The following is a 16,357-nucleotide window of genomic DNA, read 5'->3' on the forward strand; positions in this document are numbered from 1 at the left end:
GGCGCATGTGAGGCCGGTTCCGACGAAGCAGCAGGACAAAAGTCAGTACGATAGCCGGAGCAACTTAGCCGCGTCCATTAGGCCCTTCGGCGCACTTTTTCCGCTTGCAGCGATGCGATCAACTGGCAGTACATTGCCTGTCGGGCATGGCAGGCGAACAAGCTCGGACATCATCAGATGTGTACAGTCGAGGTTGGTGTAGGAAATTGCAGCTATTTTTCTGACTTTCTGGTGCGCGCCAGTGAGTCGGCGCCGCATTGATTGGGCAGCCTTCGGTCGGGCTTGTGGGCGTCGCGGATACCAGGCAAACAGTGTAAGCGCTCAATTGACGACGTCTGGTATTGAAGGCTGAACGTTGGCAGGCTTGCGTCCGCAAAGACTTTGCGGACGCAAACATGATCCAAGACGAGATTGACCTATTTCCGCTGCAGGCGGTGCGAGTCCGCTCCAATGGGAAGCGCGACTACGAGCCAGCGGCCAAGCGGCGTCTGATTGAGTTCTGCCTTCAATCGGGAGCATCGGTTTCGGGCACGGCTCTCAAGGCTGGCATCAACGCTAATCAGTTGCGCAAATGGATTCGGGAGTACCGAGATTCAGCGCAGGCGCGAGGTGCATTGCCGGCATTCGTGCCGGTTGTCCAGGAGGTTCTGGATTCGCGGCCGATCGAGACACCTGCAAAGGTCGTGGTGCCTCGCCGCGAAGCGGCCTCAGCGACTGCCGATTCGCCACCGCAGCGAGCGCTACCGCTGGCACTCTTGAGCGCGAAGCTACCCAACGGGGTATCACTCGAGCTCGAATGCGACGAGCGACACGTGGCGCTCGTAAGGGCAATGATCGAAGCCCTGAATGGAGGCCATTGATGTTCCGCCTCGACGCTGGGCTGCGGGTGTACCTGCATCGCGACGCTGTGGACTTCCGTAAGAACATCAACGGCCTGGCACTGCTGGTCGAGCAGGCGCTCGGGCTGGATCCGTTTGCATCTGCTGTATTTGTGTTCCGCAACCAGCGGGCCGATCGCATCAAGATTCTCGGCTGGGATCGCAACGGCTTCTGGCTACTGTTGAAGCGATTGGAGGCGGACCGGTTTGCTTGGCCACGCGAGGCGTCGGTGGCCACGCTGACGGTCGAACAGTTGCACTGGCTGCTCGAGGGAATCGACATCGAGGCGATGCGCCGGCACCCGCACCGAGAATACCATCGCGCTGCGTGAACGCTGCTTGGCGGCAGCGGTCTAACCCGCCATGCCATCCACGCCCGTCACCGTTACCGCCGCCGAGCTGCAACTGTTGCGAGACGCCGAGCGCGAGCTCAAGGCAATACTCGCGGAACGCGAGGCAATCAAGGGCGAGCTGCGTGTGATGACGGTCCAGCGAGACCTGCTCTTGGAACAGCTCAAGGCGTTCCAGCGTAAGCTGTTCGCCGCCAAGAGCGAGGCGCGAGGCTCGGAGCAGAAGGACTTGTTCCTCAATGAGGCCGAAGCCATGGCGGCAGCGGCCGCGCAGCCGGCGCAGGAAGAAGAAGGTACGCCCGAGACCGAAGTGGCCGGGCACACACGCAAGAAGCGTGGCCGTAAGCCGCTCGACCCGGCGCTGCCCCGTGTCGAGGTTCGTCACGAACTACCCGAATCGGAACGCGTCTGCCCCCTCGATGGCCAGACTCTGGTCGAGATTGCCGTTGAGGTCAGCGAACAGCTCGACATCGTGCCGCAACAGGTCCGCGTGATCCAGCACCAGCGGGTCAAGTACGCCTGCCCATGCTGCGACGGCGGCATCAAGACGACGCCGGCACCGGCACGCATTATTCCCAAGGGACTCCTTACCGAATCGGCGCTGGCCTGGTGCATCACCTCGAAGTATCAGGATGGCCTGCCGCTGTACCGCCAGGCAGCGCTGCTGCATCGCTTCGGCGGGGACCTCTCTCGCGGCACCCTGGCCGCAAGCATAGTGCGAGTAGGCCAAGCGGTGCAGCCAATCATCAACCTGCTGCGTGACCATCTGCTGGAAGCAGACGTCGTGTACGGTGATGAGACAACGGTACAGGTGCTCAAGGAGTCCGGCAGGCCTGCCCAGAGAAAGAGCTTCCTATGGGCGCAGATGAATGGCACGGGCCCGCCGGTACGGTTGTTTGCCTATAGCCCCACACGCGAGACAAAGCAGGCTACGGCTCTCTATGCCGGCATCAAGCCTGGGTCGGTGTTGATGACCGACGGCTATGCACCATACGACGACGTCGCAAACACCTATCAGTTGGTGCACCTCGGATGCTGGGCGCACGCGCGGCGCTACCTGGTCGAGGCGGAGCAAGCCTTGCCCAAGGACAAGCGCGCCGACCACACGGTCACCGGATTCCTGCAGCGCATCGGCAAGCTGTTTGCCATCGAACGCCACACGCTCGAGATGAGGCCGGAACAACGGCAGCAAGTTCGCGCCGAACAAAGCCAGCCGCTGCTGGCCGAGATCGAAACGATGCTGCTGCAACACCTGCATACCGTACTGCCGCAAAGCCTGTTCGGCAAGGCGCTGCACTACCTGCATGGGCAGTGGCCAAAGCTCGTGCGCTACATCGAGAACGGAACTTGGCCGATCTCGAACAATCCCTGCGAGAACGCGATTAGGCCATTCGTGATCGGACGGAGAAACTTCCTCTTCTGCGACACCGTGGCCGGTGCCAACGCCAGCGCAAGTCTTTACTCACTGGTGGAAACCTGCAAGGCCAACGACGTCGATCCGTATCAGTATCTCGTTGCCTTGTTCAAGGCGTTGCCACACGCACAGACCGCCGACGACTACGAGGCTCTGCTGCCCTGGACGCTCAAGTCCTCAGACGCCTAGCGGATACCGCCGGCGGCCGCAAGGGACGCCCTCAAAAGACCGCTTACCAAACAGTCATACAAAAGATCCTTGTCAAGGAAATCAGGGGCGACGATCAGCACCAGGTGCGGCACATCAATTGGCGCGAAAGCGTACACAGGCCGCTAGGAGCGAGAGTATGAACAAATCGTCAATTTGGAAAGTCATCTTGATTGTGTGCGCCGCCGTCGGCGTGATTGCCATCCTTGGTGTGGTAGGGATGCTTTTGATGCATCAGCGCATGATGGGCGGTCTGAGCTGTTGCTAGTCCGGGTAAGCAACGTAGCGGCGCCTGGGCACCGGAATGGAAGCCCCCAGCCGTGCGAGCCATTGCAAGGAGGTAACCAGTGGACGCCCCCTTTCCGACCGCTATTTGCTCCGTCTGCTCGACTTCCTGGTGCGCTTGCGCGAGACCGTGCCATGCTGGTCGCGAATTCGCCGGGGGCCGTGCCGTCGTCGCAGATACCAAGCAAACAGTCCGAGCATACAAAGGAGGATGGCCAGTGAGCTCAGGACGACGACGAGGACATCGTGGGGCAGATCAAAAGGGTTGTGGCGCACGGTCTGATTCGATTCGGAGTTGGCTTGCCAGGATCGTTGCGCAGTGGCGCCCATGGCTGCCAGCGTGACGTTGCTAGGCCATGCCGTGACGCGCACGGCCGCCGGCGGCGAACCCGTGCGCGCATGGGGCGATTACTTGCGCTGCATATCCACGACCGTCGGCGCGCCATCCACCTTGTCGAATGTCACCGACACGGCATCGCCTTCCTTGAACTTGCCAAGCGAGGCGCGATCCTTGACCGGGAACACCATGGTCATGCCGGGCATGCCCAGATTCTCGATCGGGCCGTGCTTGAGCGTGACCTTCCCGGTTTGCGCATCAATCTTCTTGATTTCTGCGGGCACCGGCCGAGCTGCCTGTTGCGAGGCGGCGGGCGCCTTCATGTCCATGCCGTCCATCGAACCCGCGGCGAACACGGCCGGCGCGGCAATGATGGCCAGGGCGGCGGCGAGGGTCTTGAGGTGTTTCATTGTGATTCCTCCTGAGGTGTGAGGTTGGGGGAAAGGGAAGCCTGCTTGATCTGACGGCGGCGTAGCAGCAGATACACCGCCGGGACCACAAACATGGACAGCAGCGGCGCCGTCACCATGCCGCCGACCATCGGTGCAGCGATGCGCTGCATCACTTCTGAGCCGGTTCCGTGCGACCACATGATCGGAAGCAGGCCGGCCAGAATTACAGCTACGGTCATCGCTTTCGGGCGCACACGCAGCACGGCGCCTTCCTGGATGGCATCGAGCAGGGCCGCAAGACTGTTTTGCCCATCCTCGAGCCGTTCCTGCCAGGCATGCTTCAGATAGAGCAGCATGATGACGCCGAATTCCGCAGCGACCCCGGCCAGTGCAATGAAGCCGACAATCCCGGCCACCGACAGGTTGTATCCCAGCAGATAGAGTAGCCAGAAGCCGCCGATTAAGGCCAGCGGTAGAGTGCCCATGATGAGCAGCGCCTCATCCAGCCGGCCGAATACCAGGTAGAGCAAGACGAAGATGATCAGCAGGGTGAACGGGACCACTACCTTCAGCTTCGCGGTGGCGCGCTCGAGATACTCGAATTGTCCCGACCAGCTCAGGGAGTACCCGGCTGGCATCGGGACGGCTCTGGCGACTGCCACCTGCATGTCTTGCACGGCAGAGCGCAGGTCCCTGCCGCGAATGTCGACGTAGATCCACCCGGAGAGCCGCGCATTTTCACTGCGCAACATGGGCGGCCCTTGCACAACCTGGATGCGCGCAACGTCGGCCAGCGTGATTTGCAGCCCCTTGTCGGTCACGATCGGTAGTCTGCGCAGTTGCTCGATGGAGTCCCGATAGTCGCGCGGATATGGGTGGCGTCTTCGGCCTGCCCCAGCTGAATCTGCCTGGCAAGCGCGGCAGCCTGCTCGCGCACCTTGGCCAGTTCCTGCTGCCAGACGGCCACATCGTGGGCCTGCGCTTGCCGCGGTGGCAGCGGATAGCGCTGCATGCCGATGTCAAACAGCAGGCCCGCGATCGCGCCAAGGTCATTGGAGAGCAAATCCCGATAACGCTGATTCAGGGCGAGCACCCCCTCGCGCATCGCCAGATAGTGATCCCATTTGCCAAGCTTGACCGACGAGCCTGTCAGGGCGTTATAGCCATTGACAATCGCGGTATTGAATGGCATCACCAGCGTGGGATGAATGAAATACAGCAGGTTGGCCGCCGCCGGCCCGAGACCCTTGATGCCGAGGCTGCTCAGCTGGCGAATCGCATCAAGGACTTCGGATTCGGTGTCACAGCAGTTGCAGGTATGGAGCAGTCTGGCAAAAGCACGCTGATTGTCGGCATGCTCATAGATGTCTGGAATGCGCAGTTTTGGCTTCCACAGAAAGGCGTGATCCGCGCCTTTGAAAATCTGCCGTTGCTCTGCGATTGAAGACACCACGGTCTCGAGCGATGACCCCCGATACGCGTTGCCGAATGTACCGGCCTGGATCTCGTCGACCACCGCGCCGATGCCACGCCGAATCGAGCGGAAATTCTTCAGCCGCTCCGGCCAAAGAAACCAGGTTTGATAGGCGCCGGCGGGATCGGTCTTCCAGCGCTCAATGAGGATGCGGATGGTGTCGGTCATGGTGTGCATTTTTGCCGGGCAGTGTATCACCGTGAGGCCTTTTGACCTGGCGCAATGTTGACGCGAACCGGCTTGACCTTCCCATTATCGGAAGCTCTACCGTTATCACAAGAAAGCTGGGCGCGGCGATTGACTGCCGGTCAGCTTCCCGTCATGGTCAAGTAAAGAGTCTGTCATGAAAGCATGTCATTCCCCATCGACGCATCACGGCACCAACGCCGGCCAAGTCCGTCGGTTTCGCTGGTCGCTGCGTTGGGGGATCGTCCTTGCTGCCGTGGCAATGATCGCCGCCATCGCGCTCGGGATGCCGCGTTGGAGTGCGGTTGCTTCCTGGTTGCCGTTTGCGCTAGTGTTATTGTGCCCGTTGATGCATCTATTCCATGGCGGCCACGGGCGCAGCGCGCCTTCGAAAGAGGGCGGCGATCCAGTGGACGGACAGCGCCACGACTAACAGGAGGCCTTCCATGAATGAACCCAGCAGCCAGCGCCACCCACCGAAAGCGGGCCACCATGACAACGCAACAAGCCCCGGTCATGGCGCGCATGCTGACCAGCACCATTCCCATGGCCACGGTGCGCCGCACGAGAGCCCTGTGTCAAGTGTCGGCACGGCCAAAGATCCGGTCTGTGGCATGGTGGTGTCGGCTGACTCGGCATTCCAGACCCAACACGCTGGCAACCCTTATTATTTTTGCAGCGCATCGTGTCAGCGCAAGTTCGAGGCGGACCCGGCCAAGTATGCCGTGGCTGCGGCAGCGCCTGCCGCGGCCCCTTCAGCCGCCCCGGATGCGGAATCGGGGCCGCCGGGCACGATCTACACCTGTCCGATGCACCCCGAGATCCGGCAGGATCATCCCGGCAACTGCCCGAAATGCGGCATGGCGCTGGAGCCGCTGTTGCCAGACCTGGACGAGACCGAGAATCCGGAGCTGGTGGATTTTCGGCACCGTTTTTGGTGGACGCTGCCGTTGACGGTGGTGACCACGGTGTTGGCCATGCTCGGCCATCGATTCGGGTGGATGCAGGCGGCGACGCAGAGCTGGGTCGAATTGGTCCTGTCGACGCCGGTGGTGCTTTGGGCGGGTTGGCCTTTTTTCGTGCGGTGCGCCCAGTCGTTCCTGCATCGCAGCCCCAATATGTGGACGCTGATCGGTCTGGGGACCGGTGCGGCCTATGCCTATAGCGTGGTGGCAACCGTGGCACCGGATGCGTTCCCGCAGACCTTTGCCGCCCACGGCCGCATCGGCGTGTACTTTGAGGCCGCGGCCGTCATCATCTCGTTGACGCTGCTCGGCCAGCTGCTTGAACTCAAGGCGCGATCGCAAACCTCCGCGGCGATCAAATCGTTGCTCGGGCTCGCGCCCAAGACGGCGCGCCGCATCGGGCGCGATGGCGCCGAGGAGGATGTGCCTCTCACTCATGTGCATGTCGGCGATTTATTGCGCGTCAGGCCCGGGGAAAAGGTGCCAGTCGACGGCATCGTGACCGAAGGCAGCAGTTCGGTGGACGAATCGATGATCACCGGTGAACCGATGCCGGTCACCAAGCGCGAAGGCGACCGCGTTATTGGCGCCACCATGAATACCTCAGGCAGCCTGATCATCCGGTCGGAGAAGGTTGGCGCACAAACGGTGCTCTCCCAGATCGTGCAGATGGTGGCGCAGGCGCAGCGCTCAAAGGCGCCGATGCAACGCATGGCCGATAAGGTCGCGGGCGTGTTCGTGCTCGGCGTCATCGGCGTCGCCGTGGTGACGTTCTTTGCCTGGGGCCTGTTCGGTCCACCGCCGAGTTGGGTGTTCGGTCTGATCAATGCAGTTGCGGTCTTGATTATCGCCTGTCCCTGTGCATTGGGGCTGGCCACGCCGATGTCGATCATGGTTGCCAGCGGCAAGGGCGCCACCAACGGCGTGCTGTTCCGCGATGCCGCCGCGATCGAGAACCTGCGCAAGGTCGACACCCTGATCGTCGACAAGACCGGTACGCTGACCGAGGGGCGGCCAGCCTTCGAGCGTGCAATTGGCGCCAATGGCTATGCCGACGACGAGGTCCTGCGGCTGGCGGCGAGCCTGGACCAGGGCAGCGAACATCCGCTGGCCGCGGCGCTGGTGGAGGCGGCCCGCATTCGTGGCTTGGCGCTGGAGAAGCCACAGGACTTTGAATCGAGCACGGGCATCGGTGTGCGCGGTACGGTCGGTGGGAAGACACTCGCCATTGGGAACACGGCGCTGATGCAAGCCGACGGCATCGACACCGAGGCGCTGCGCGCCCAAGCCGATACGCTGCGCGTACAAGGCGCGAGCGTTATGTATCTTGGCGTCGATGGCCGTCTGGCCGGGCTGCTGGCGGTGTCGGATCCCGTCAAAGGCTCAACGCCCGAAGCGCTGGCGGCCCTGAAGGCCGAGGGCATCCGCGTGGTCATGGCCACCGGCGACGGCGTGGCCACGGCAAAGGCGGTGGCCGCAAGGCTGGACATTGCGGAGTTCCACGGCGAAGTGAAGCCTGCGGACAAGCTTCAGCTGGTGAGCCAACTGCAGCAAAGCGGGGCGGTGGTCGCCATGGCCGGTGACGGCATCAATGATGCCCCGGCGCTGGCCAAGTCGGATGTGGGCATCGCCATGGGCACGGGCACCGATGTGGCGATGAACAGTGCTCAGGTGACGCTGGTCAAAGGCGACCTGCGTGGCATTGCGCGCGCACGCGAGCTATCCGAGGCAACCATTCGCAACATGAAACAAAACCTTGGCTTCGCGTTTATCTATAACGCGCTCGGGGTACCGTTAGCGGCAGGGGTGCTGTACCCGTTCACCGGTTTGCTGCTTTCGCCTATGATTGCCGCGTTGGCAATGAGCCTGAGCTCGGCCTCGGTGATCTCCAATGCGCTACGCCTGCGGCAGGCAGAGATTTAAGCTGGCGATGAGGCACTCGACCGGTGCTGACTTGTCTATTGACATGATGTTTTTCGGAGAATCCATGAAGTATTTCTTGGCCACTGCCGCATTGCTCGCGGCCGCCACCGGCGCGCAAGCGGCCTCGCCGACGCTAACGGTGTACAAGGATCCCAGTTGTGGCTGCTGTGCAGAATGGGTCAAACACGTGAACCAGGCCGGCATCCAGACCAAGGTCATTGATTCGTCCGACATGACGGCGGTCAAAGCCAGGCTCGGCGTCCCGACCCAGTTCGGCTCCTGCCATACCGCGGTGATCGATGGCAGCGCGCAGGTGGTGGAGGGGCACGTGCCGGCAGCAGCGGTGCGCAAGCTCGCTGCGAAGCCGACCTTGAAAGGGGTCGCAGTGCCCGGCATGCCGGCAAACTCGCCAGGCATGGGGCAGATGGACGGAAAGCTTGTGACAGTGGATTTTAGCGGCAAGCCATTCTCGAAAGACTAGGACTGCAGCGGGGCTGCGCGGGTAAGCGTTGCCAGAACTTCAGAACTGCCAGACAAAGGACATGGAAGAGTCAACTCAGTCGCGCTGGATCGTGGCCTGCGTGTTGGTGGTGGCCGCCGCGGCGGCCACCGGGGTCGCGCTCAAGGCGAAACGCTATCTGGAGCCACCCTCCGGTGGACCGCAGACGCTCAGGGAAGGGCGCCAACTGCGCATCGATGCCACGGATGCCGCGCAGCTCGGTCGCGGCAGGCAGCTGTACGCACAGGCCTGCGCGTCGTGCCATGGCGTCAAGCTCGAAGGCCAGCCTAACTGGCGCGAGCGGCTCGCAAATGGCCGGATGCCGGCGCCCCCGCATGATGCATCGGGTCATACCTGGCACCATGCGGACGCGGTGCTGTTTGCCATCACCAAGAACGGGCTCGTTGCCGGCGTGACCGCGCCGAGAGGCTATGTCAGTGACATGCCAGCCTTCGGCCAGTCGATGTCGGATGACGACATCATTGCCGTGCTCGCGTACATCAAGAGCACTTGGCCTGAGAAAATGGCAGTAGCGCAGCGCGAAGCGACCGCGCAGTATGCGAGCCCGAAGTAGCGACCCAAGCAAACACCGCAAGCAGGCGCTCCGGTCAGCGATGGCGCCTACGTCCGTTTCGAGCCTAGCCTGGGCTGCTGCAGTGACCCTGCACGAGCTGTCGCGGTGTGTACGCCACAGCTGACGAACATGTCGCGTTGAGCGGCCGGCTTGCTGGTATTCAGGCGCTTGGATCGCGCCTGGTAATTTCTGTCTCTTGCCTGCCTGCCCGCTCGCGCGTGGCACACAGCTGTATGCGAGCAGCGGTCGCGCGCCGTCGAAACGGCTCGAACACGCGTGCCGCTACGCCGATGACTCGTCGTGGGCGAAGATCGGCGAACGCTGCGCCGCACTAATCCCCTTACGTCGTCCAGAAGAGATACAAAAGCCCAAGCACGACCAGCGCCGCCCCAATGATCGAGTAGTAGCGCATGCCATGCAGGGGCTGGTCTGGATGGCCTCGCCGGTGAAAGACGAGTCTCATAGCCGTTATGGAAAGTCGAGCATTGCCATATGGTAGACCCAGCGCCGGTGATTTACCTTGACGTGTCTGCACGGCGGTCATTGAATGAATGCTGAAACGCGTCGCCACGAGAGCGGAACCATCCGCCGATTCACTTCTAGGGGTCCTGGAGACTACGATGCTGACACCACATGAAGTGGCCACCCTTATGCTGATCGACGACGCAGCCCCCAATCTCGCCGACCTCGATCACGCGTCGATCGAGGCATTGATTGAGCGGCAGCTGGTGCATCTGGAAAAATTGGCTTACGGCGATCGTCTGCACATCACGCCGCGGGGCAGTGACTTTTTGCATGCTCTCGCTAAATTGCATTAGGCTGGTCTGCAAACGCACTTGCGCACTGAAGGCTATGCGTTGCGCGTTGCGCAGTATGCCGCGATATGGCTAGACCCGGCGGTGCCCCTCGGGTCTGCAAGCGCCAAGTCAGCGGACCAAGGCGGACGTTCCACCGCCTACTGGTCCGGATGCGGCGTGGGGGAGGGCTGTCGAAGTGGTCGTCTGGCACAGCGTCCAGTAAGCAACCAATACGTCATGAGCTGCCCCGATAGAGCGGGCTTGGCGCGATGATGGCCGTGATGCCTTTGGCTTCCGGCAGATCCGGCAAAAGGAAGTTCAGCGCAACTGCCGATCGTCCACTACTTGTGGTCATAAAGGTCCAAGCCACCGTGCGGTTGGCGCCCCGGAAAGCAACGGTTTCTCCAGAGGTGACATTAACGTATCGCGCACCTGGCCGCAGCGTGATCGACCGAGTCGCCGTCTCGACGGCAGCGACGGTACCATACAAATCGGCCCTAGCAGGTGGCAAAGGCGCACACGCCGACGCCATGCCGAAGGCAGAGAGTGCCAGTGCGATCCGTAAAGCCTGCGTGGTAGTCATAATGAGACTCCCTGTCGATGTGCGGCAAGGTCTAACGGACCCGCCTTTGCGACAACCCGACTTCCACCCGCGCCAAGGACGCACGCAGCTTGGTGCTGCGCTGATCTGTGGGCAACTGGCAAGGCTACCGGCACCCAAACGCGAGTTGCCGCACGATCTAGTCTAATCAGGGCATTCCAACGATAACGTTGCCCAAACGTTACATTCTGGACAGGTAACAATGTGGTCCACGTCATGCCCCACAAGTCAACGCTTCCAAGTGGGGAGGATCACGCGCAAGAAAACGGGTCCGCCACGGCGGCACCATGACCCAACCTACGCTGTCGAACCCTCAGCATCGGTGCGCCGTTTTGTTCGCCGCCGGACGCACCCGTCGTCGCGCTTTTTACTTGACGGCCACCTTGCCGACCATGCCGGCTTCGAAATGGCCCGGCACCAGACAAGCGAAGTCGACGGTCCCAGGACCGTCGAACTGCCACACCAGTGTGCCTTGTTTGCCAGGTGCGAGCATAATCTGGTTCGGGATAGAGTGCTTAGCATCAGGCATGCTGCGCATCATCTGCGCGTGCTCTTTCAACTCAGCGGCGGTACCGATCACCATTTCGTGCTCCACTTTGCCGACATTCCGCACGACAAAACGCACGGTTTCACCGCGCTTGACCTGAATCGAGTCGGGCGCGAACCGCATCGTGTCGCTCATGGTCACGTTAACCGTGCGTGAGACCTTGGCCGGCTTGCCCGGCTGACCGGCAGCGGACTTACTGGCGCTAGCTGGGCTCGCATGGCCCTCCATGCTGCCGGCAGCCCACACCAGCATCGGCGACAGCCCCAACACCAGCAGCAACGACTTGAGCGTCTTCATGGCATCTCCTTGGCGGTTGTTTGAGAGCAAGACAAGCGCAGCCTTGCTGCGCGGTTCGTGAAAACGTGGCTACATGCCCGCGGGGGATAGGATGCCGAGCGAGGCGACAAGAGCTAGAATGAGCGTTGCCGCACTGGTCTCGAACATCAGGCTGCGCCGCAAGGTACGAACGGCGACGGCATGGTCGCCCGTCCGTAGGGCATGCTCCAGGCGCGGGCTCAGATGAAAACGGTTAGCCGCGGCAAGGGCGAGCATGGTACCGAACAGCGCCAGCTTGGACGCCAGCAGTCCACCGTATGAGTTCAGCGACAGTTCTGGCAAGACCGGACCGACAATCAACCAATAGTTCACTGCGCCGGTAATGACCAAGGTTGCGACAACGATCATACCCACCTGAGCGAAGCCGTTTGAGGTGCGGCTCAGTAGGGCAACCTTGGCAGGTGTGGCAGAGGGATGCGACAACAACACGAACGCGAGCAGAGCGCCGACCCATGCGCCGGCGGCCATTAGATGCGCGATATCCGAGGCAAGGTGAATGTAGCGTCGAATGCCATCATCCATGGCGCCATGGCCGCCCCAGGCAAGCGTGGACAGCGCGACGCCGCCCGCTGCAGCCAGAACCCAGAATTGAAGTTCTGGCCGTTTGCGGACAAACAACGCGACCAGCACGCAGAGGACCAGGGCAACGAGTCGCACGACCCAGGCCGCGCCAAACGCGGTGCCTGTCACAATCATTTCGAAGACATGGCCTTGCAGTTCGGCGTAGGATGCGGCACCGGTCATGCCCTTGGCCATGATGGTGATATTGGCCAGCGACAGGACGATGCCCAGGGCCGCGACCGCCGCGCCAAGCGTCAAAAAGCGCGCACCCGTTGGCGACGCCATTTCCTCACGGCGCAGTGCGTACAAGCCAAACAGCGGCAGACCAAACAGTGCAGTCAGGTCGAAATAGAGTGCGAAACGCACTGCAACAGTTGCCCAGTCCATCGGCGGATCACTTCACGGTGAACGCGATGTTGCCATTAATCGGGTGCGTGTCGGACGACACTGCACGCCAATCGACGCGGTAGCTGCCAGGCGCCAGCGTCTGGGCCGGGGTGATCACCATGGTCTTGGGGTCGTCGCTGCCGGCAACCTTGGCGGCAATTTTCATCGGCGCATGGTTGGCCATGCCGGGCATGCTGGTCATGACGAGGCTGGCCCCGGAGAATTGGGTCGCGAGGTTCTCTGAAAACTTCAGCTCGATCTTCTGCGGCGCCGCCACCTCGGCCTTGTCGGCGGGCATGGACGATACCAGCTTTGGATGGGCGAAGGCTGCAGTACTAGCCAGCACAGCGGCGGCTGCCAGAGCGGCACGAATGGTGAAGCGGGGCGCTTGCATGGTGAACTCCAAATATGAGTGTGGATTGAAATACGTGGTTAGAACCACATGCGAACACCCGCTACAAAACGGGTTTCGCCACTTCGGCCGCCGGCGGTGCGAACCATGTCGGCGGTATTGCCAAAGGTTTGGTACCGTTCAATGCCGATATAGGGAGCGAACTGACGGCTGAACTCATAGCGCAGGCGCAGACCCACGGCACCGCTGGAAAGCCCGCTGCCCACGCCGACCTCGGGATCGTTCTTGCCATAAAGATTGGCCTCGATTCGGGGTTGCAGGATCAGGCGCTGGGTAATTAGCAATTCATACTCGGCTGACAGGCGCAGCGCAGTGCGACCTTCGGTGCCGATATAGCCAGTAGCGTCGACCTCGAACCAGTATGGCGCCAGGCCCTGGATACCGAAGGCCAGCCAGTTTCGGGTTGGCCGGCCATAGCCGGCATCGTTGCGGATACCCAGCTGCGTGTCCCAATAGGTGGCAATGGCATGACCCCACAGCAATTCGGTCCGCGCCTCGTGGATCTTGCGCCTCTCGGATTCGCCTTCGGCCTTGATCACGAGGCGGTTAAAGCTGCTGCCAATCCACGCTTGCGCCTCATAGGCAGCGGCATTGCTCTCATTTCCCTTGACCCATTCCAGCCGGTCAACGAGTACCGAGGCAAATAGGTGTTCGTCTGCCATGTGCAGCGAACGGTGCGGACCAATGGCGTATTGACCCACGCCGAGCTGATAGCCCCCTGAGTAACCGTGCGGGTCGCGCGCATCCGCGGGCGCGCTCCCCCCTTGCATCTGCATGTCGCCATGATCCATGCCTTGCATCGAACCCGTGCCTTGCATCTGGCTGTGGTCCATGCCCTGCATCGAACCCATGCCCTGCATCTGGCTGTGGTCCATGCCCTGCATCGAACCCATGCCCTGCATCTGGCTGTGGTCCATGCCCTGCATCGAACCCATGCCCTGCATCTGGCTGTGGTCCATGCCCTGCATCGAGTCCATGCCCTGCATCTGGCTGTGGTCCATGCCCTGCATCGAGTCCATGCCTTGCATCTGGCTGTGGTCCATGCCCTGCATCGAGTCCATGCCTTGCATCTGGCTGTGGTCCATGCCCTGCATCGAGTCCATGCCTTGCATCTGGCCGTCGGTGGCAGCGGTGCCGCCAACCTTGCCCGAAGACTTTGCTTTCGGAATGGACTTCGCCTTTTCCGCGACGGCGGGCGACGAAGTTTGCGTTGGAACCGCTTCGGTGTGGGCGTGCTGGGCCCAAGCTGCGCTCATGCCAGCGGAAGCAAGCACGGCGGCAAGTACTGTTCTTGTTGGTTTTTCCATGTGCATATCGGTTAGGGTCAGGCCACCACCACTTCGCGGAACATCCCGGCGTCCATGTGCAACATCAGGTGGCAATGCCAGGCCCACCGGCCCAAGGCGTCGGCGGTGACGAGGAAGCTGATGCGTTGCGCCGGTTGCACCGCGATCGTGTGTCGACGCGCGAGGAAGGCGCCATCCGGCGATTCGAGTTCGCTCCACATGCCATGCATGTGCATTGGGTGCGTCATCATGGTGTCGTTGTGCAAAATGACGCGCAGCCGCTCGCCATACTTAAAGTGCACCGGCGTCGAATTTCCGAACTCCACCCCGTCGATGGACCACGAGTAACGCTCCATATTACCGGTCAAGTGCAGTTCCACTTCGCGCCCGGGACCGCGTTTGTCCAACGGACCGCCAATGGTGTGCTGATCGGCCAGTGTCAGGACGCGGCGCCCGGTGTCGCGCAAACCGATGCCCGGGTCGTCCAAGTTGGTGCGCGCCATGTCAACGCGCATATCGGTGGTGGCGCCATACTCGGTCTTGGCGTGGCGCGCCTTGGTGCTGGGCACCTTCAGCGACGCATCGGTCGCCATGCCCCCCGACATGCTACCCATGGCATGCTGGCTGTGATCCATGGCCATAGCGCCATGGTTCATGCCTTGCATGCCCATCGAGCCGTGGTCCATGCCTTGCATGGCCATGCCGCCATGGCTCATTCCGCCCATGGCGCTGTGATCCATGCCGCCCATGCCTCCCATACTGCCCATCATGTCGGCCATGGTGAGCCACTGCGGCTTATCCACGGCGGGCACCGGTGCCGCCAGCCCGGCTCGAGTTGCCAGGGTGCCGCGGGCATAGCCGGTGCGATCCATCGACTGCGAGAAAATGGTATAGGCCTCGTCGCGCGGCTCGACCAGCACGTCACAGGTCTCGCCCGGGCCGAAGCGGAACTCATCGACGGTTACCGGTTCGATGTTCTGTCCATCGACTTGGATGACCTTAAGCTTGAGGCCGGGAATGCGCACATCGTAGAACGTGTTGCCTGCGCCGTTGATAAACCGCAGACGAACCTTCTCGCCCGGCTTAAACACGCCGGTCCAGTTGCCGGCCGGTGTGACGCCGTTCATCAAGTAAGTCAGCGTGGCGCCCGAGAGATCCGCCAGATCGGTCGGGCTCATCCGCATCTCGTTCCACATCTTGCGCTTAGCGAGCGCGCTCTTCATCCCTTCACTGGAGACGTCGCGGAAAAAATCGATAACCGTCGGCTGGTTATAGTTGTAGTAGTCGCTCTGAACCTTCAGTTTCGAGAGCACGCGCATCGGATCTTCGTCGGTCCAATCCGAGAGCAGCACGGTATAATCGCGATCGGCTCGCACGCCATCCACGCCGGTGGCTGGATCGATGACAATGCCGCCATACACGCCGGTCATCTCCTGGAAGCCCGAATGCGAGTGATACCAATAGCTACCAATCTGGTCGACCTTGAAGCGGTAGGTGAAGGTCTCGCCCGGCGCAATGCCCGCAAAGCTGATCCCCGGCACGCCGTCCATCTCGAACGGCAGAATGATCCCGTGCCAATGAATCGACGTGTGCTCGCGCAACCGGTTCGTGACCCGAATCGTCACCGTTTCGCCTTGACGCCAGCGCAGCGTCGGCCCCGGCAACATGCCATTGATGGTGGTCGCGACGCGTGGCGTCCCGGTGAAGTTGACCACCGACTCGCCGATCACGAGGTCGAAGTCGGTCCCGCGCAGCACTGGTGCTGTGCCGGATAAGACATCTGCCGGTCGGCCTGACGGCTGAGCCCAGGCCGCACCGCCCAAGCCAGACAGCCCCGCCATCACGCCACCGGCGGCCAGACCCTGTACAAAACGGCGGCGCGGCAGATTAGGCAGCACAAGGCCAGACGGTCGATCACGTCGCATGAAATAGTCCTTTTTGCTTGA

The 16,357-nt window shown here is 61.8% G+C and carries 15 protein-coding genes and 2 pseudogenes; 8 read left to right on the plus strand and 9 right to left on the minus strand.

The window, feature by feature from the left end; all coding sequences use genetic code 11:
• The first annotated feature begins 395 nt into the window (after positions 1-395).
• From tnpA to tnpC, 3 genes are read left to right on the plus strand one after another with little or no spacing between them, the layout of a single operon-like run.
• The gene (tnpA, locus tag F1599_RS22875; RefSeq protein WP_017514071.1) at positions 396-860 is read left to right on the plus strand and encodes an IS66-like element accessory protein TnpA; all 465 of its coding nucleotides are present in this window, start codon (positions 396-398) and stop codon (positions 858-860) included.
• A complete protein-coding gene (tnpB, locus tag F1599_RS22880) occupies positions 860-1,210 on the plus strand; it encodes an IS66 family insertion sequence element accessory protein TnpB (RefSeq protein ID WP_017514072.1) in 351 nt (116 codons plus the stop codon). The genes tnpA and tnpB overlap by 1 nt, the downstream gene beginning before the upstream one ends.
• A 31-nt stretch (positions 1,211-1,241) precedes the next feature.
• Entirely contained in the window at positions 1,242-2,831 is a 1,590-nt protein-coding gene (tnpC, locus tag F1599_RS22885; RefSeq protein ID WP_034021473.1) for an IS66 family transposase, read from the plus strand.
• Between the two features lie 711 nt (positions 2,832-3,542).
• Here the strand turns inward: tnpC and F1599_RS22890 are convergent.
• The 3 genes and pseudogenes from F1599_RS22890 to F1599_RS22900 form a co-directional block, all read right to left on the minus strand.
• A complete protein-coding gene (locus tag F1599_RS22890) occupies positions 3,543-3,881 on the minus strand; it encodes a copper-binding protein (protein ID WP_053821763.1) in 339 nt (112 codons plus the stop codon).
• Positions 3,878-4,735: pseudogene (locus tag F1599_RS22895) on the minus strand (efflux RND transporter permease subunit); the annotation flags it as partial. The pseudogene F1599_RS22895 and the gene F1599_RS22890, both read right to left, overlap by 4 nt.
• Positions 4,735-5,505: pseudogene (locus F1599_RS22900) on the minus strand (type II restriction endonuclease); the annotation flags it as partial. The pseudogenes F1599_RS22895 and F1599_RS22900, both read right to left, overlap by 1 nt.
• Positions 5,506-5,785: 280 nt before the next feature.
• Here F1599_RS22900 and F1599_RS26555 point away from each other — a divergent pair.
• The 5 genes from F1599_RS26555 (at position 5,786) to F1599_RS22925 (ending at position 10,302) form a co-directional block, all read left to right on the plus strand.
• Positions 5,786-5,956, plus strand: a complete 171-nt coding sequence (locus F1599_RS26555; RefSeq protein ID WP_223819837.1) for a DUF2933 domain-containing protein — start codon at positions 5,786-5,788, stop codon at positions 5,954-5,956.
• 13 nt (positions 5,957-5,969) lie between these two features.
• Positions 5,970-8,411 (plus strand): heavy metal translocating P-type ATPase, encoded by a 2,442-nt coding sequence (locus F1599_RS22910; RefSeq protein WP_116359819.1) that lies wholly within the window; start codon positions 5,970-5,972, stop codon positions 8,409-8,411.
• Positions 8,412-8,475: 64 nt separating this feature from the next.
• A complete protein-coding gene (locus F1599_RS22915; protein ID WP_053823085.1) occupies positions 8,476-8,892 on the plus strand; it encodes a DUF411 domain-containing protein in 417 nt (138 codons plus the stop codon).
• A 28-nt stretch (positions 8,893-8,920) separates the two neighbouring features.
• On the plus strand, positions 8,921-9,484 hold the full coding sequence (locus F1599_RS22920) for a c-type cytochrome (protein ID WP_395896956.1): 564 nt from the start codon (positions 8,921-8,923) through the stop codon (positions 9,482-9,484).
• A 620-nt stretch (positions 9,485-10,104) separates the two neighbouring features.
• The gene (locus tag F1599_RS22925) at positions 10,105-10,302 is read left to right on the plus strand and encodes a hypothetical protein (RefSeq protein ID WP_082371627.1); all 198 of its coding nucleotides are present in this window, start codon (positions 10,105-10,107) and stop codon (positions 10,300-10,302) included.
• A gap of 214 nt (positions 10,303-10,516) precedes the next feature.
• Here F1599_RS22925 and F1599_RS22930 read toward each other — a convergent pair whose 3' ends face one another.
• The 6 genes from F1599_RS22930 to F1599_RS22955 form a co-directional block, all read right to left on the minus strand.
• Positions 10,517-10,864 carry a CzcE family metal-binding protein gene (locus F1599_RS22930; protein WP_082371461.1) on the minus strand — a complete coding sequence of 116 codons (348 nt, stop codon included), beginning with the start codon at positions 10,862-10,864 and terminating at the stop codon, positions 10,517-10,519.
• A 385-nt stretch (positions 10,865-11,249) separates the two neighbouring features.
• On the minus strand, positions 11,250-11,726 hold the full coding sequence (locus F1599_RS22935) for a cupredoxin domain-containing protein (RefSeq protein WP_053821774.1): 477 nt from the start codon (positions 11,724-11,726) through the stop codon (positions 11,250-11,252).
• 69 nt (positions 11,727-11,795) lie between these two features.
• The gene (copD, locus tag F1599_RS22940; RefSeq protein WP_053821775.1) at positions 11,796-12,713 is read right to left on the minus strand and encodes a copper homeostasis membrane protein CopD; all 918 of its coding nucleotides are present in this window, start codon (positions 12,711-12,713) and stop codon (positions 11,796-11,798) included.
• 7 nt (positions 12,714-12,720) lie between these two features.
• On the minus strand, positions 12,721-13,107 hold the full coding sequence (copC, locus tag F1599_RS22945) for a copper homeostasis periplasmic binding protein CopC (RefSeq protein ID WP_053823086.1): 387 nt from the start codon (positions 13,105-13,107) through the stop codon (positions 12,721-12,723).
• A gap of 38 nt (positions 13,108-13,145) precedes the next feature.
• The gene (locus F1599_RS22950) at positions 13,146-14,432 is read right to left on the minus strand and encodes a copper resistance protein B (protein WP_223819834.1); all 1,287 of its coding nucleotides are present in this window, start codon (positions 14,430-14,432) and stop codon (positions 13,146-13,148) included.
• Between the two features lie 17 nt (positions 14,433-14,449).
• The gene (locus F1599_RS22955; protein ID WP_053821776.1) at positions 14,450-16,336 is read right to left on the minus strand and encodes a copper resistance system multicopper oxidase; all 1,887 of its coding nucleotides are present in this window, start codon (positions 16,334-16,336) and stop codon (positions 14,450-14,452) included.
• Between the last annotated feature and the right edge of the window lie 21 nt (positions 16,337-16,357).

It is taken from the genome of Cupriavidus cauae, from assembly GCF_008632125.1.
GTDB classification, from domain to species: domain Bacteria; phylum Pseudomonadota; class Gammaproteobacteria; order Burkholderiales; family Burkholderiaceae; genus Cupriavidus; species Cupriavidus cauae.

Excerpts from the sequence above, each read along its gene's own strand:
- F1599_RS22890 (WP_053821763.1), bottom strand. The coding sequence starts at position 3,881 with ATGAAACACCTCAAGACCCTCGCCGCCGCCCTGGCCATCATTGCCGCG.
- F1599_RS22935 (WP_053821774.1), bottom strand. The coding sequence starts at position 11,726 with ATGAAGACGCTCAAGTCGTTGCTGCTGGTGTTGGGGCTGTCGCCGATG.
- tnpC (WP_034021473.1), top strand. The coding sequence starts at position 1,242 with ATGCCATCCACGCCCGTCACCGTTACCGCCGCCGAGCTGCAACTGTTG.
- F1599_RS22915 (WP_053823085.1), top strand. The coding sequence starts at position 8,476 with ATGAAGTATTTCTTGGCCACTGCCGCATTGCTCGCGGCCGCCACCGGC.
- F1599_RS22925 (WP_082371627.1), top strand. The coding sequence starts at position 10,105 with ATGCTGACACCACATGAAGTGGCCACCCTTATGCTGATCGACGACGCA.
- tnpA (WP_017514071.1), top strand. The coding sequence starts at position 396 with ATGATCCAAGACGAGATTGACCTATTTCCGCTGCAGGCGGTGCGAGTC.
- tnpB (WP_017514072.1), top strand. The coding sequence starts at position 860 with ATGTTCCGCCTCGACGCTGGGCTGCGGGTGTACCTGCATCGCGACGCT.
- copD (WP_053821775.1), bottom strand. The coding sequence starts at position 12,713 with ATGGACTGGGCAACTGTTGCAGTGCGTTTCGCACTCTATTTCGACCTG.
- F1599_RS22955 (WP_053821776.1), bottom strand. The coding sequence starts at position 16,336 with ATGCGACGTGATCGACCGTCTGGCCTTGTGCTGCCTAATCTGCCGCGC.
- F1599_RS22910 (WP_116359819.1), top strand. The coding sequence starts at position 5,970 with ATGAATGAACCCAGCAGCCAGCGCCACCCACCGAAAGCGGGCCACCAT.
- F1599_RS26555 (WP_223819837.1), top strand. The coding sequence starts at position 5,786 with ATGATCGCCGCCATCGCGCTCGGGATGCCGCGTTGGAGTGCGGTTGCT.
- copC (WP_053823086.1), bottom strand. The coding sequence starts at position 13,107 with ATGCAAGCGCCCCGCTTCACCATTCGTGCCGCTCTGGCAGCCGCCGCT.
- F1599_RS22950 (WP_223819834.1), bottom strand. The coding sequence starts at position 14,432 with ATGGAAAAACCAACAAGAACAGTACTTGCCGCCGTGCTTGCTTCCGCT.
- F1599_RS22930 (WP_082371461.1), bottom strand. The coding sequence starts at position 10,864 with ATGACTACCACGCAGGCTTTACGGATCGCACTGGCACTCTCTGCCTTC.